Annotated in this window: 16 protein-coding genes; 7 read left to right on the top strand and 9 right to left on the bottom strand. The window is 63.6% G+C overall.

Annotation, left to right across the window (positions count from 1 at the left end):
• Positions 1-22: 22 nt before the first annotated feature.
• Entirely contained in the window at positions 23-1,210 is a 1,188-nt protein-coding gene (locus tag AC1RCO_RS27265) for a molybdopterin molybdotransferase MoeA (RefSeq protein WP_207239792.1), read from the bottom strand.
• Between the two features lie 22 nt (positions 1,211-1,232).
• Positions 1,233-1,772: a molybdenum cofactor biosynthesis protein B gene (moaB, locus tag AC1RCO_RS27270; RefSeq protein ID WP_015636514.1), complete on the bottom strand. Its 540-nt coding sequence runs from the start codon at positions 1,770-1,772 to the stop codon at positions 1,233-1,235.
• Between the two features lie 242 nt (positions 1,773-2,014).
• Between moaB and AC1RCO_RS27275 the strand changes: the two genes are divergently transcribed.
• Positions 2,015-2,236: a YgdI/YgdR family lipoprotein gene (locus tag AC1RCO_RS27275; RefSeq protein ID WP_015636515.1), complete on the top strand. Its 222-nt coding sequence runs from the start codon at positions 2,015-2,017 to the stop codon at positions 2,234-2,236.
• A 73-nt stretch (positions 2,237-2,309) separates the two neighbouring features.
• Here the strand turns inward: AC1RCO_RS27275 and AC1RCO_RS27280 are convergent, their stop codons facing one another.
• From AC1RCO_RS27280 to AC1RCO_RS27305, 6 genes are all read right to left on the bottom strand, one after another.
• Positions 2,310-3,200, bottom strand: coding sequence for a pseudouridine synthase (locus AC1RCO_RS27280; RefSeq protein WP_019095066.1), 891 nt, complete (start codon positions 3,198-3,200; stop codon positions 2,310-2,312).
• 79 nt (positions 3,201-3,279) lie between these two features.
• Complete coding sequence (locus tag AC1RCO_RS27285) at positions 3,280-3,600, bottom strand: hypothetical protein (RefSeq protein ID WP_011062499.1); 321 nt, start codon at positions 3,598-3,600, stop codon at positions 3,280-3,282.
• Positions 3,601-3,640: 40 nt separating this feature from the next.
• A complete protein-coding gene (locus tag AC1RCO_RS27290; RefSeq protein ID WP_492618230.1) occupies positions 3,641-4,087 on the bottom strand; it encodes a S24 family peptidase in 447 nt (148 codons plus the stop codon).
• Between the two features lie 111 nt (positions 4,088-4,198).
• Positions 4,199-4,435, bottom strand: a complete 237-nt coding sequence (locus tag AC1RCO_RS27295; protein ID WP_011062501.1) for a glutaredoxin family protein — start codon at positions 4,433-4,435, stop codon at positions 4,199-4,201.
• Positions 4,436-4,504: 69 nt separating this feature from the next.
• On the bottom strand, positions 4,505-5,476 hold the full coding sequence (locus AC1RCO_RS27300; protein WP_053153057.1) for an acyltransferase family protein: 972 nt from the start codon (positions 5,474-5,476) through the stop codon (positions 4,505-4,507).
• Positions 5,477-5,512: 36 nt separating this feature from the next.
• Positions 5,513-6,607 (bottom strand): acyltransferase family protein, encoded by a 1,095-nt coding sequence (locus tag AC1RCO_RS27305; RefSeq protein WP_041119367.1) that lies wholly within the window; start codon positions 6,605-6,607, stop codon positions 5,513-5,515.
• 220 nt (positions 6,608-6,827) lie between these two features.
• On the opposite strand from AC1RCO_RS27305, the gene AC1RCO_RS27310 reads away from it, so the two are divergent.
• Positions 6,828-8,783, top strand: a complete 1,956-nt coding sequence (locus AC1RCO_RS27310; protein ID WP_258717916.1) for a monovalent cation:proton antiporter family protein — start codon at positions 6,828-6,830, stop codon at positions 8,781-8,783.
• Positions 8,784-8,845: 62 nt separating this feature from the next.
• Here AC1RCO_RS27310 and AC1RCO_RS27315 read toward each other — a convergent pair whose 3' ends face one another.
• The gene (locus tag AC1RCO_RS27315; protein WP_492618231.1) at positions 8,846-10,054 is read right to left on the bottom strand and encodes an ammonium transporter; all 1,209 of its coding nucleotides are present in this window, start codon (positions 10,052-10,054) and stop codon (positions 8,846-8,848) included.
• Between the two features lie 335 nt (positions 10,055-10,389).
• Here AC1RCO_RS27315 and AC1RCO_RS27320 point away from each other — a divergent pair, with 335 nt between their 5' ends.
• The 5 genes from AC1RCO_RS27320 (at position 10,390) to AC1RCO_RS27340 (ending at position 14,279) form a co-directional block, all read left to right on the top strand.
• Positions 10,390-10,704: an ElaB/YgaM/YqjD family protein gene (locus tag AC1RCO_RS27320; protein WP_011062506.1), complete on the top strand. Its 315-nt coding sequence runs from the start codon at positions 10,390-10,392 to the stop codon at positions 10,702-10,704.
• A gap of 1 nt (position 10,705) precedes the next feature.
• Positions 10,706-11,095, top strand: a complete 390-nt coding sequence (locus tag AC1RCO_RS27325; protein WP_011062507.1) for a phage holin family protein — start codon at positions 10,706-10,708, stop codon at positions 11,093-11,095.
• The gene (locus AC1RCO_RS27330; RefSeq protein WP_011062508.1) at positions 11,092-11,433 is read left to right on the top strand and encodes a hypothetical protein; all 342 of its coding nucleotides are present in this window, start codon (positions 11,092-11,094) and stop codon (positions 11,431-11,433) included. Before AC1RCO_RS27325 ends, AC1RCO_RS27330 begins: the two co-directional genes overlap by 4 nt.
• A gap of 125 nt (positions 11,434-11,558) precedes the next feature.
• Positions 11,559-12,722: an EAL domain-containing protein gene (locus AC1RCO_RS27335; protein WP_053153063.1), complete on the top strand. Its 1,164-nt coding sequence runs from the start codon at positions 11,559-11,561 to the stop codon at positions 12,720-12,722.
• Positions 12,723-12,947: 225 nt separating this feature from the next.
• Positions 12,948-14,279 (top strand): deoxyguanosinetriphosphate triphosphohydrolase, encoded by a 1,332-nt coding sequence (locus AC1RCO_RS27340; RefSeq protein ID WP_047288195.1) that lies wholly within the window; start codon positions 12,948-12,950, stop codon positions 14,277-14,279.
• The last annotated feature ends 618 nt before the right edge of the window (positions 14,280-14,897 follow it).

The following is a 14,897-nucleotide window of genomic DNA, read 5'->3' on the forward strand; positions in this document are numbered from 1 at the left end:
AGCCGGGCCCGCGCTGCCGGGGTCAATCCAGCACTTCACTCAGGGGAATGAAGTTGACCCGATCGCCCTGCACCAGGGTCCGCCCTTCAAGCACCTCCACCAGCCCTTCGGCCCAGGCCGCACTGCGCAACACGCCCGAGCTCTGGTTGCGGTAGATAGTCGCCTGCCCGTTCTCCAGGCGCCCCCGCAGGTATTCGCGGCGATTGCCGGGCTGGGGCCAGGCAAAACCCGCCGGCACCTGGAAGCTCAGGGGCTGCACCTGCTGTACGCCCTGGCGACGCAACAGGTAGGGGCGCGCCAGCAGGGCGAAGGTCACCAGGGTCGATGCCGGATTGCCGGGCAGGCCGATCACCGGCACGCCGCGAAAATGGCCGAAGGTCAACGGCTTGCCGGGCTTTATCGCCAGCTTCCACAGGGCCAACTCGCCCTCTTCGCGCAGGGCGATGCCCAGGAAGTCCGCCTCTCCCACCGAGACACCACCGGTGGACAGGATCAGGTCGACCTCCCCCAGTTCCGCCAGGCGCTGGCGGGTCGCGGCCAGATCGTCAGGGAGGATTCCCGCATCCAGCACCTCACAGCCCAGGCGCTGCAACCAACTGCACAGCACCACCCGGTTACTGTTGTAGATCTGGCCCGGCCCCAGGGGCTGGCCAGGTTCCACCAGTTCGTCACCGGTGGACAGCACCGCCACCCGGACCCGGCGCACCACTTCAAGCTCGGCGCAGCCCAGGGAGGCAGCCAGGCCTTGCTCGATCGGTCCCAGGCGAGTGCCAGCCGCGAGCACCTCCTCGCCCACCGTAGTTTCCTGGCCCTGAGGGCGAATGTTCTGACCCAGTTGCAGAGGTTCGCTAAACAGCACGCGCTGATCGTCCTGGACCTGGGCGTTTTCCTGCATCTCGACGCAGTCCGCCCCGGCCGGCACCGGCGCACCGGTGAAAATCCGCGCGCAGGTCCCGGGCTGCAGTGGCTCAGGCGCCTGACCGGCAAAGATCCGCTGACTGACCGGCAGGGGTTCCCCCCGCCAGTCCTCCAGGCGCAGGGCGTAACCGTCCATGGCGCTGTTGGGCCAGGGCGGCAGGTCCAGGCTGGAGATCAGCGCCTCGGCCAGCACCCGGCCCTGAGCCGCCGCCAACGGCAAGCGCTCACGCTCGAGGATGGGGGCCGAACCGGCCATCGCCAACAGGCGCTCCAATGCCTCTTCCACCGGCATCAGGGCGCCCTGCTTGCCCGGCTTACCCGCGGGATTCACAGGGTGCCGCCTGTTTCAGGTGAGGAACGAAATTGCACGGCCGGTGCCGCGAATCCAGCTGTTCGGCGAGGATGCCGTCCCAGCCGGTGCGCACCGCATTGGTGGAACCCGGCAGGCAGCACACCAGGGTGCCATTGGCCAGCCCTGCCAGTGCCCGGGATTGCACAGTGGAGGTGCCGATATCGGCGACCGATATCTGCCGGAACAGTTCGCCAAAGCCGTCGACCTGCTTGTCCAGCAGGCAGGCCACGGCTTCCGGGGTGCTGTCACGGCCAGTGAAGCCGGTACCGCCGGTGATCAGCACCACCTGCACCACGTCGTCGGCAATCCAGGTCGCGACCTGGGCGCGGATCTTGTACAGATCGTCCTTGAGCAGCACCCGTGCCGCCAGACGATGGCCGGCGGCGCCCAGGCGCTCGACAAAGACCTGCCCGGAGGTGTCGGTTTCCAGGGTGCGGGTATCACTGACAGTCAGTACCGCAATGTTCAGCGGCGCAAAAGGTACATCAGCCTTGGCTTTCATAGGCTCGATCCAAAGGTAGGAGAAACAGCCCGTTGTTATATCACAGCGCTCCGGCCTGCCGCCGCTGTGGCCTCGGCAATAGCCCCCAGTGGGTAGACGCTGTTGCGAACTCGGCTAATCTGCCGCGGCGAACGCCTGCGATCTGCCCGGCAACGTGGCAGAATGTCCCTGGCCAAGGAACTTGCAGACGTTGTATACGTCTGAAGACCAGCACTCAAAAGTACTCATTTCGGAGACACACAATGACTCAACGGACCCTCGCCACTCTCATGCTCGCACTGGGCCTGGCCACTCTCGCCGGTTGCGCCTCGCCGACAGTGATCACCTTGAATGACGGTCGCGAAATCCAGGCCGTCGATACCCCTAAATACGACAAGGATTCCGGTTTCTACGAGTTTGAACAGCTGGACGGCAAGCAGACTCGCATCAACAAGGATCAGGTCCGTACCGTCAAAGAGCTGTAAGCCTGACGGTTGTCGACCTGAAAACAATAAAACCCGCCTGGTGCGGGTTTTATTGTTTCTGCGCCTGGGGTATTCACCACTGCAGGCTGATGCGGCTCTCGAACTCGCGTTCCTGCCCGCTCAACGGGTCGATGAAACGCAGCCCTTGGGCCAGCAGCTTCAGCGGCCGGGCATAGTCGTCCTCGATGTCCTTGAGCACCTCGGGATAAAAGGGATCGTTGCAGATCGCCGCTCCCAGGGCATTCATATGCACCCGCAGTTGGTGCTTCTTGCCCGTGACCGGGTACAGGGCGTAACGCCACAGCTCGCCGTGTTTCTCCCTGACCTCGATGGCTGTTTCGGTATTGCTTGGCCCCTGCGCTTCTTGCATGCGGAAGAAGGGCTCACCGTCCACCAGCCGGCTCTTGTGCAGCAGCGGAAAGTTCAACTGCGGCAAGGCAGCGGCAATCGCCTCGTAGCGTTTTTCTATCTTGCGGGTGGGAAACAGCGACTGATAGGCCGAGCGACTGTCTGGGTTCGCGGAGAACAGCACCAGCCCAGCCGTATGCCGGTCGATACGATGCAGGGGCACCAGGTGCGGGTTGCCCAGGCGCCGGATCAAGCGCCGCAACAACGTCTGCTCGACGTACTCTCCTGCCGGGGTCACCGGCAAAAAGTGCGGCTTGTCCGCCACCACCAGATGCTCATCGGCGTAGAGGATGGTTTCCTCGACCGGAATCACCTTTTCATCCGGCACCTCGCGAAAGTAGTGAATCCTCAAGCCTTCGCGATAGGCCAGCTCCAGACTGATAGGCTGGCCCTGCCCGTCCAGCACCCGGCCACGGGCGATACGGTCCAGCCACTGCTCGCGGCTGATGGCCTTGAAGTGATCACACAGGCAATCCAGCACCGTCGCCCAGGAGCCCGGGGGCAGGTACAGGGTACTGGCCTGATGCTGTGCAGCGGAAAAAGGTGCGGATGACATACAAAAAGCTCGAAGGATCAATGCAGGGCGGCATTATCCAACAGCCGCCACAAGGAACCTAGGAACAGTTTCCGAGGTTTCAGGCGCAGGACTGCTTGGCCTGGGCCGCGGCCTCGGTGAACTCCTTGAGCCAGCGCAATACATCCACCGCCTCCCAGCGGCCCGGATCGTAGAGGGCGTACAACAGCCCCTGGTAACCCACCACGTCCAGTTGCCGGTGGTAGCCCGCACGCTGGAACAAGGCTTCGATCTCGGCAAAGCAGGTGTTGAAGTGCAGCTTGTTGAAGGGCGTCTTGCCTTCGGTGACCAACCCGTCCAGGCGCAGCTCAAGCACCGCTTCACGCACCACATCGGTGGGCATGCTGTTCACGCTGTTTTTCAGTTGTTCGACATTGACCATCATCTATTCCTTTAACGGTTTGAAGCGTCCACCACACTCATCAGGGCTGCTTGCACCCCACATAACTGACCACCCACAACACCACGCCCCAGATCTCGATCGAGCCCAGGTCATCCAGAACGATGGAGGGGATTGAAGGGCGCGCCGCCTTGAGCAGCAAGCCGCCACGAGGATCGGGCGCCAGCAGGCGCAGCGAGTATTCGCTGGCGCCCTGGGCCCGAACCACCAGGTACTGGTCGACCGCCGGAGTGGCCGAGCGGTCGACGATCAACCGGTCACCGGGGTAGATGCCGAACCCCAGCAGGTTGTCATCGTCCACCAGCAGGCCATGGATCTGCGGCGCGCCCAGGCCCAGGGTCCGGTCGAGGGAAAAACCGCTGCCGCTGGGGCCATCGGCCAACGCGGCAGGCTCGCTGTCACCCAGCGGCGCAAAGCGGGCTGGCATCGGTTGCGAGCGTTCGGTACCGGTCAGGAAAGTGAGAGACATGGCGAGACTCCTCGATAGCTGTATATGCATACAGTAAACCAATCGAGAGCTCTCGCCAATGAATTCGCACGATGAGCGACGGGCGGAAACCCTGCCCGCCCCCCTGGTGCATCAGCGCAGGAAGGCCACCACTTGCTCGGCGTCGAAGGGCCAGCCCAGCTCGGCGCCGGTATCCACCCGGCGCAGTACCGGGATGCGCAGGCCGTAGCTGTCGAACAGTTGCTGGCTGTCGGCGATATCCACCAGTTCGACCATCAGGCCGTGTTCCACCAGGGGCATCAGCTCGGCCTCGGCCAGTTCGCACAGGTGGCATCCAAGGGTGCCGAACAATTGGCATTCAGGGGGCATGACTGGGCAACCAAAAAAGAACAGGTGCCTATTCTAGGCCCGAGAGAAAAAGCCGTCGACCAGGCGCCCTCAGAGAATGAAACGGACCCGGCGACTGGCCATGATCAACAGCGGCGCAACGCCAAAGGCCAGCAGCAGGACCAGCCCGGCCATGCCGTTGCCATAGGCCATGCCCAGGGACAAGGCGCCGAAGATGAACCAGGGATGCACGTAATACACCGCCGAAGACAGCTTGGCCGCGAAGTTGCTCCGGGAGGCCCGGAAGTACACCTGGGGCAACAGGAACAGGGCCGGGGCAATAACCAGCAACGAGGCGAGGAAGTCGAAATTCTGCTCTACATCGGCGCGCAGGGCGAAGTTCAGCGCCGCCTCGGCCAGGATCAGCCCCAACCCCAGCACTAGCCAGCAGCACACCCCGCGCCGGCTGAGCCGCTCTGCCAAGCGATGCCGGGCACAAAGAAAGCCGATGGCCATGAACGGGAAGCCCATGAACAGGAAATTGCGCGCGGTGTAGTCGTTCTGATTGAAGTGCTGGAGAAAGCCGTTGGGCAGTTCGTAGTAGACCCGCGCGTACTGCAGGCCCAGACCGATGAGGAACGCCGTCAGGGCCAGGCCGATCAGCGCACTTGAACGCCAGCGACGCAGCACCAGCAGCATCGCTGCGCCGCCGAGCATGCCCACCAGGTACCAGAGGTGGAAATAGCCGATCAGCAGCTTCTTCACGACCCCCAGCACCCCGCCCAGGCTGGCGATCGTGCTCGGGTCGATGTACTGCGGGCTGTAGACCAGCATCCAGAACAGGTAGAGCAGAAGGCCGCGCTTGAACCACTGGGCGAAGGAGTGGCCGCTCTCCAGGGTCTGGAAGAGGTAGTAGCCGTTGATGATGAAGAACGTCGGCACCGCCACCCGGAACAGGCCGTTGCACAGCAAGTAGCCGACCCAGGTGTAATTGCCCCCCAGCAGCTTGCAGTGCAGCGCCACCACCATCACCGCCAGCAGGACTTTCAGCGCGTCGAGGTTTGCGTTGAGCACTTTCGGCATCGATGGCTACCCGAGTAAGCAGGAAGGACCGGACGACTACACCGGATCGTAGTGTTTGCGCCGGGGGGCGGTACTGAACCGGCGCTTGCAGTAGGCCGTGGCACGATCGAGGATCGGCTTTTCATAAAAGTGATAGCCAACCCAGCCATAGCAGACCACCGCCGTCATCATCAGCACGATGAAGGCCAGGTTATCCACATAGCTCTCGGGCCAGGCGCCGATCACCTGCCAGGCCCGGCCGACGACCCCCAGCACCAGTAAGTGGGATAGATAGATGGTGTAGGACATATCACCGGTGGCTGTAAGAAACCCTGGCATACGGATCAGTTGCCGCCGCTCCAGCAAGGCCAGGGACAGGGTCAGGGTACCGAAGGTCAGGCCCACCGCGAGCATCCTCGGCAAGCCCTCGGTGAAGAACAGCTGGTAGGCGTAGATCAGCGGAAACCCCACCAGCAGAGCCGCCGCCAGCGCGACCCAGACCAGCGCCGTCGGCACCCTGGCGCTATGGGGTCCGTAGAAGAACAGCGCCAGGGCACTGCCGGCAATGAACTCCAGGGCGTAGGGATGGAGGATGATCTTCAGCGCCGGGGAATAGTCCTGCCAGTTCTGCAGCAGGTTGAACACCACCAGCGCCACCGCCCACAGCAGCAGGATCAGCGGCAGGCGCTTTTCCTTGAAGAACAGGAACAGGGTGAACATCAGGTAGAACCACAGCTCGAACAGCAGCGACCAGGCCACCATCACCAGCAGCACCCGGTCATTGGGCAGCAGCAGGAAGGACATCCACAGGTTGGAGCCGCCGTGGGAGCTGTTCACCAGCGCCGGCTGCCACAGATACACCCCCAGGGTGATGAAGAAATACAGCCAGTAGGTGGGGTAAATCCGGGACAGGCGGTTGAACAGGAAGCGCTGGGTCTCGACGGTTTTCTGAAAGCGCCCACGACTGACGATGACCATCACGAAGCCGCTGATGACAAAGAACAGGTCGACCCCGAGCTGGAAGAAATTCAGCATGACCGGCAGCAGGATGTCACCGCCCGAATACTTGATTTCCACCGACATCATGTGGAACAGCACCACGCCCAACACCGCGGCGCCCCGCAACCCTTGCAGTGAATACAGACGCTCCATACACCTCTCCGACACCTCACTGGCAGGGTCCTGTGGATAACCCCGTCACCCGGGCACCGCCTTTATCGACAATTTCTGAGCATAGCGAAGGCTCATGAATATGAGACATTCTCGACAAACAATGACCTGAATCAGCGTCACTCTCTGCGGCCCGGGTGATCCTCGCGCCTTTTTTTGCCTCTAGGCTTTGCCTTGCCCGCCCCCTGTCCGGAGATGCCCGTTGTTTGCCAATCTGCTGATCATTCTTGCCTCCTCGCTGGTGGTGATTGCGTTGTTCCGGCGCCTGAGCCTGCCCCCGGTGCTGGGCTATCTGTCGGTGGGCCTGATGGTCGGCCCCACTGCGCTGGACTGGGTCAACGACAGTGAGGACCTGCCCGACCTGGCGGAACTGGGGGTGGTATTCCTGCTGTTCTCCCTGGGCCTGGAGTTCTCCTTGTCGAAGATGCTTGCCCTGCGCCACGTGGTGTTTGGCCTGGGCAGCCTGCAAGTGCTGTGCACCGGCTTGATCCTCGGGGTCCTCCTGGCCCTGTTCGGCATGCCCCTGACCGCAGCGCTGATGCTCGGTACCGGGCTGGCCCTGTCCTCCACCGCCATCGTCAGCAAGGAACTGACCAGCCTTGGCGAGATCTTCAGCAGCCACGGGCAGAACGCCATTGGCGTGCTGCTGTTCCAGGACGTGGTGGCGGTGCTGTTGCTGACCCTGGTGCCGGTCTTCGCCGGCAGCAGCGAGCACGCCTGGTACTGGGCCCTGCCGGCGACCCTGGGCAAGACCGTGGTGCTGTTCGTCGGCCTGCTGCTGGCCAGCCGCTGGCTGTTGCCGCGGCTGTTCCATGAAGTGGCCGCTTCGCACTCCGCCGAACTCTTTGTGCTGCTGGCCCTGGTGATCGTCCTGCTCACCGCCTGGCTCACCCACCTGCTGGGCCTGTCACCGGCCCTGGGGGCCTTCCTCGCCGGCATGCTGCTGGGGGAAAGCCATTACCGGCATCAGATCGAGGCCGACATCCGCCCGTTCCGCGACATTCTGCTGGGGCTGTTCTTCGTCAGCATCGGCATGCTCATCGACCTGCAACTGTTCATCGACCATGCCCTGCTGATCACCGGCCTGACCCTGGCCCTGCTGCTGATCAAGGGTTCGGTGGTGGCGACCCTGCTCAAACTGCGCGGCAGCGATGGCGAAACCGCCTGGCGCAGCGGCCTGGCCCTGGCCCAGGGCGGTGAATTCTGCTTCGCCCTGATGGCGCAGATGCAGCTCAGCCAGATGATCCCGCCCGACATCAGCAGCCTGCTGCTGGCCGCCACCTTCTGCTCGATGCTGGTAACCCCGCTGTTGCTGCGAGCGGCGCCGGTCATCACCGCCCGCCTGCACCGCAAGCCCAACCAGGCCGCGCAACTGGAGGAAATCAGCGCGCAGAACGCCGAGCTGCAAGGCCATGTACTGATTTGCGGGTATGGCCGGGTCGGCCAATCCATTGGCCGCTTCCTGCGCCACGAGCAACTGCGCTACATCGCCCTGGACGATGATCCGGTGCGGGTCCAGGAAGCGTCTGCGGGAGAAAGCTGCGTGCACTACGGCGACTGCCGGCGCGGCGACCTCCTGGCCGCAGTCGGCCTGGAACGGGCGCGGCTGCTGGTGATCGCAGTGGACAAGAGCGATATCGCGCTGACGGTGCTCAAGGCGGCGCGCCGCCTGGACCGCACGGTGCCGATCCTGGTGCGCACCCGCGATGACAGCCAGTTGGCGGAACTCAAGGCCGCCGGCGCCAACGAAGTGGTGCCCGAACTGCTGGAGTCGAGCCTGATGCTCGCCTCCCATGCCCTGATCATGCTCGGCCTGCCGGAGCAGCGAGTGCAGCGCACCGTGGATGAAGTGCGCCACAGCCGCTACCAACTGTTGCACGGCTTCTATCACGGCACCCAGAACAGCGCCCAGGACAACCGCGAACCGCCGGCGGTGCAGATGCACGCGGTCAGCCTCGACGCCGATGCCTACGCCTGCAACCGGCCATTGCAGGAGTTGGGCCTGGAGGCACTGGGCGTGGATATACGCGGGGTGCAACGCGATGGCAACGACCTGCCGCTGAACCCCAGCCCGCGCCTGCAAGCCGGCGACCGGGTGCTGGTGTCCGGCCCGCAGGCGGCCATCGAGGCTTGCGAAGCACGCCTGCAAGCCGGTTGAAGCCACCCAGACCAAACCCCGGGCGGCGAGCGCCCAGGGTCATCAATACCAGGGGCGTCGTCTCAGTCCTGGCTCACCGCGCCGATCTTGTGCAGCGACAGGTCGGCGCCGTAGTACTCCTGTTCCTGGGTCAGGCGCAGCCCGCAGACCGCCTTGATCACCCCATACACGGCCAGGCCGCCCAGCAGCGCCACCGCCACCCCGAGGCCGGTGCCGATCAACTGGCTGACCAGACTGACCTCACCCAGGCCGCCCAGGGCACTCTGGCCAAAGATCCCGCAGGCAATGCCGCCCCATACACCGCACAGGCCATGCAACGGCCAGACCCCGAGCACGTCGTCGATCTTCCATTGGCTCTGCGCGGCGATGAAGCACCAGACGAACAGCGCTCCGGCAATGGCACCGGTGATCAAGGCGCCCACCGGGTGCATCAGGTCCGAGCCGGCGCAGATCGCCACCAGCCCGGCCAGCGGGCCGTTATGCAGGAAGCCGGGGTCGTTGCGGCCGACGATCAGAGCCGCCACCGTGCCGCCCACCATGGCCATCAGCGAGTTCACCGCCACCAGCCCGCTGACGCCCTGCAAGGTCTGGGCGCTCATGACGTTGAAGCCGAACCAGCCGACAATCAGGATCCACGAGCCCAGGGCCAGGAACGGAATGCTCGACGGCGCGAACGCCACCAGCTTGCCGTCGCGATAGCGGCCATTGCGCGGCCCCAGCAACAGCACCGCGGCCAGGGCCAGCCAGCCTCCCATGGCGTGCACCACCACCGAACCGGCAAAGTCATGGAAGCCGGCACCAAAGCGCTGCTGCAACCAGGCCTGCACCCCGAAGTTGCCGTTCCACACCAGCCCTTCGAAAAACGGGTAGACAAAGGCCACGATCAGCACCGTGGCGCACAATTGCGGCACAAAACGCGCGCGCTCGGCGATGCCACCGGAGATAATCGCCGGGATCGCCGCGGCGAAGGTCAGCAGGAAGAAGAACTTCACCAGGCCGTAGCCGTGATCGGCACTGATCACCGCCGCCGGTTGCAGGAAGCTCACGCCGTAGGAGATCCAATAGCCTATAAAGAAATAGGCCAGGGTCGAGACGGCGAAGTCGCTGAGGATCTTCGACAGCGCATTGACCTGGTTCTTCTGCCGGACGGTGCCGACTTCGAGGAAGGCAAAGCCGGCGTGCATGGCCAGGACCATGACCGCCCCGATCAGGATGAACAGGGTGTTGGAACCGTGGACCAGGGTGTCCACAGCGCTTTGCAGATTTTCCATGGAGTAGGCAGATCCGAAATCGGCCAGCCGTTCCCTGGCAGGGCGCCCCGCTCCTTGCACCAAGTTGGCTCCCGGGCGCGCCATTGCACGCATTCGGTGAACCGTTTTGGCGCGCCGGGGGCGGCACGACAAACCACGGGGTGAGGACTGACCTGAGGTTATGGTTTTCTTGGCCAGGGTTTACGCGGGCTACAGCGCGACCCTCGCTCGTTTTCGGCGCAGGCCCGGGGCCTGGCGCACCAGGACAAAGCAAAAGCTGTACCAGACAATTGCAGTGAACCTTCGCCCAGGGCTCACACTCATAGCTCACACAAGCAACTAACGGAGATGGAACCATGGCCAGCAAAACGGCAAAGACGGCTCAAGAAGTACTGATGGCGGATTTTCAGGCACTGGTCAGTGACACGGAGCGTCTGCTGGAACACACCGCGACCCTGGCCGGCGACCAGGCCGACGAGTTGCGCGAGCAGATCCACGACAGCCTGCTCAAGGCCCGGGAGACCCTGCAACTGACCGAAGACTCCCTGCGCCAGCGGGGCCAGGCAGCGGTCACCGCCGCCGAGGACTATGTGCAGAGCAACCCTTGGCAATCGGTGGGCATCGCCGCCGGCGTGGGCTTCCTGATCGGCCTCCTGGCGACGCGGCGCTGATATGGCTATCGGCGAATCCACTTCGTCCGGCAGCGGCCCGAGCGCGTCTTCGCGGCGCCTGGGGGCGGCAGTCCTGGGGCTGCTGCACAGCCATGTCGAGCTGTTCGGCATCGAGTTGCAGGAGCAGAAAGCACGCACCGTGAGCCTGCTGCTGTTCGCCGGGCTGGCCCTGGTGTTCGCCCTGCTGTTGCTGGTGGGGCTGTCGGCACTGGTGCTGATCCTGTTGTGGGACAGCTATCGCCTGGCTGGAATCATCGGCCTGTGCGTGTTCTACACCCTGGCGGCGATCTTCTGCGGATTGCGCCTCAAGGCAGCGATCTTCGATGAATCCTCACCTTTCCACGCCACCCTCGAAGAGTTGGCCAATGATCGGGAGCGCCTCCTGCCATGAAACTGCCTGAAGTCCCGCAGAACACTTCACGCCGGGAAATGCGCAAGGTACTGATCCGCCTGCGCATGGAAATGCACCGCCAGGAAATCCGTCACGAGTCCCAGCAACTGCTGCAACCCCTGCAACGGGTCCGCGGCCTGGGGCAGAGCTGGCAGGAAGGCTTGGGCATCAAGCACGCCCCGCTCTGGGGCGTGGCAGTGGTGACGCTCCTGGGCTTCATCACCGGCAAGGGTGCCAAGAGCGGCGGCGCCGGCGGCCTCACACGCCTGGTTCGCCTGGGCACCACGCTGGTGCCGCTGATCAAGCTGGTGATGCAAGGCTCCTCGCGCAAATCCTGAGCGGCGCTATCTGGCTGCATTCTTGCTAAGCAACCCGGATCGGCCCCTTTACCCAGGGGCCGGTTCGTGGCCGCCTACCCGTCAGCCACGGCCCTACTCCACCCAGACTCTTGTAAGGAGGCCCTGTGATCGACGGGCAACCGCTCGCCTGCTTCCAGCCCTTCATCGACACCGCCACCGGGCGTATCGCCGGGGTCGAAGCCCTGGGCCGCCTGCGCCAGGACAATGGCCAACTGGCGTCCGTGGGGCCGCTGTTCGCCGATCCTCGAACCCCCTCCAGCGCCCTGCGCCGCCTTGACCGGCTGATCCGCGACGACGCCCTGCGGCGCCTGCACGAGGCACCCGCGGACTGGTTCCTGAGCCTGAACATTTCCCCCCGATGGATCAGCCGCCTGCGCCCCGGGCAGCCCTTGCCCAGCCTCAAGCAATTGCAGCAGAACCGCGTAGACCCGCGGCGCATCGTGTTCGAGATCACTGAACTGGGGGGCAACAGCCAACGCCTCAGCGAAGTGGTGGCGCGCTACCGCCAGGCCGGGGCACGGATCGCCATCGACGACTTCGGCGCCGGCTACTCGCAACTGGACCGGGTGCTGGCCCTGCAACCGGACATCCTCAAGCTCGACATGCGCCTGTTCCAGGCCGCGGCCCGGGGTGGCCCCAGCAGCGACGTGGTCAAGGCCCTGGCGCAGATGGCGGAGAAGACCGGCTGCTGGATCATCGCCGAAGGTGTGGAAACCGAAGCCGAACTGGATTTCGCCCTGGAGTGCGGCTCGCGCTATGTACAGGGCTTCCTGTTTGCCCAGGCCGAGCAACAGTTTTACCCCAGCGATGCCTTCGTCCAGCCCTTCGCCCGCCTGCGCGAGCGCTACGTGCGGCACAAGCTGGCCGAACGCAACCGGCTGATGCGCATGCGCCTGCAACTGGCCGAACTGATGAACCTGCTGCAGGCCTGGGCCCAGGCCCAGGCGCCCATCAGCCAACTGCCCCGGGTCGAGGCCTTTCCCTGGCTACTGCGTTTCTATCAGTGCGACCGCCATGGCACCCAACTGACCCCGAACCTGGAATGGCGCCACAACAGCTGGCAGGCCGACAGCAGCTACGTTGGCCACAACTGGTCCTGGCGCCCGTACTTCTATCACCTGCTGGCCGAAGGCTGGGAGGAGCGACGCCTGACCCTGTCCAACACCTACCGCGACGCCACCAGCAACCAGTATTGCCTGACCGCCGGGCAGTTTTTCGACAACGGCCAGCGCCTGCTACTGATCGACATCGACGCGGCCGGCCTGTAACCCCGTCCCGTTTGCCGGCGAACGCAGCGACACGATGGATGCACGAACTGCGGGCCCTTTCGCCGGTAAGCCGGCTCCTACAGGTGGGCCGCAGGCCAGGTCATTTCCGTGCAGGAGCTGGCTTGCCAGCGAAAGCGTCGACACAAGCGCAGACCATGCGCCTCTTGCGGCCACGCCCGAGAAACCGGAAGCTCTGCCCTTCAGTTTTTTTCGGAGAGACCCGCCTTGGATTGGCAGACCCTGCTCAACCGCGAACGCCTCGGAAAGCCAGTGCACAGCCCGGAAGAACTCGGCCGTAGCCCTTTCCACAAAGACCACGACCGCATCATCTTCTCCGGTGCCTTCCGCCGCCTGGGGCGCAAGACCCAGGTGCACCCGGTGTCCAGCAACGACCATATCCACACCCGCCTGACCCACTCCCTGGAAGTCAGCTGTGTAGGTCGTTCCCTGGGCATGCGCGTCGGCGAGACCCTGCGCAGCGCCCTGCCCGATTGGTGTGAGCCCAGCGACCTGGGGATGGTGGTGCAATCGGCCTGCCTGGCCCACGACATCGGCAACCCGCCCTTCGGCCACTCCGGGGAAGACGCCATCCGCCACTGGTTCCAGCAAGCCGCCGGGCGGGGCTGGCTGGATGCGATGAGCGAGGCCGAACGCCAGGACTTCCTCAACTTCGAAGGCAACGCCCAGGGCTTCCGGGTGCTCACCCAGCTCGAATACCACCAGTTCGATGGCGGCACCCGGCTCACCTACGCCACCCTCGGCACCTACCTCAAGTACCCCTGGACCGCGCGCCATGCCGACTCCCTGGGCTACAAGAAGCACAAGTTCGGCTGCTACCAGAGCGAGCTGGCGCTGCTGGAACAGATCGCCCACAAGCTGGGCCTGCCCCAGCTGGAAGACCAGCGCTGGGCCCGGCACCCGCTGGTGTACCTGATGGAAGCGGCGGACGACATCTGCTATGCCCTGATCGACCTTGAGGACGGCCTGGAGATGGACCTGCTGGAGTACGCCGAAGTCGAGGCGCTGCTACTCGGCCTGGTGGGCGACGACCTGCCGGAAACCTATCGCCAGCTGGGCCCCAGCGATTCGCGCCGGCGACGCCTGGCGATCCTGCGGGGCAAGGCCATCGAGCACCTGACCAACGCCGCCGCCCGGGCCTTTGTCGAACAGCAGGACGCCCTGCTGGCCGGCACCCTGCACGGCGACCTGGTGGAGCACATGCATGGTCCGGCCAAGCGTTGCGTACTCAATGCCAAGGATGTGGCGCGACGCAAGATCTTCCAGGACAAGCGCAAGACCCTGCACGAGATCGGCGCCTACACCACCCTGGAGATCCTGCTGAACTCCTTCTGCGGCGCGGCGCTGGAACAGCACGGCGGCAAGACCCCCTCGTTCAAGAACCGGCGGATCCTCGATCTGCTGGGCAATAACGCGCCGGACCCGAACTGGCCGTTGCATACCTCGTTCCTGCGCATGATCGATTTCATCGCCGGCATGACCGACAGCTATGCCAGTGAGATGGCCCGGGAAATGACCGGGCGCTCCAGCCCGCAATAACCGTCATTCATCAAGTGCCCGGCCACTGTGCCAGGCACTTGATATGACCTGCGACATCCAATCTGCAACTAAGGGAATCCCCTAGCCAGAGTATCGCTATATAGTTTTCTATACGTCGATAATTTCACCGGCGACACCACCAGAAACTATGGGCGCAGTGCAGAATTCTTACCACCAAGACATCTAAGGAGATCCCCTAGCAACAACAGCCCGATCAAACAAGAACAACAATAGAGCAACTACTCAAACAGAAAGAGCAAGTAGCCGAAAACACTTGGCGCTCGCAAGTTGATATACGAACTGACGATTACAGAATTAAACATCCAGTTAGCCATTCAACCAAACATCCTACCTTTGAATAATTCACCCGAGCGCCACACCCCTTGCCAATCAGGGCTGACAAGCAAATTTCATTAGCCTTCTATGTATTTACAATTTACGTACAAATAGCCTTTTGGGTTTCGGATAGTCTCGATTTCACAGGCTATTCCCCCCCGCTGACCACCCCCGGAAAAATTAATTTTGCACTGCGCTGTAACGTTTCCACTGCAACTCACTCAACCCTTTTGTCATACCTGAATTTGCACTAACCCATCCGGCACTTACTCAGGAACTGTC

Source organism: Pseudomonas sp. GW823-FHT03E05, from assembly GCF_058796855.1.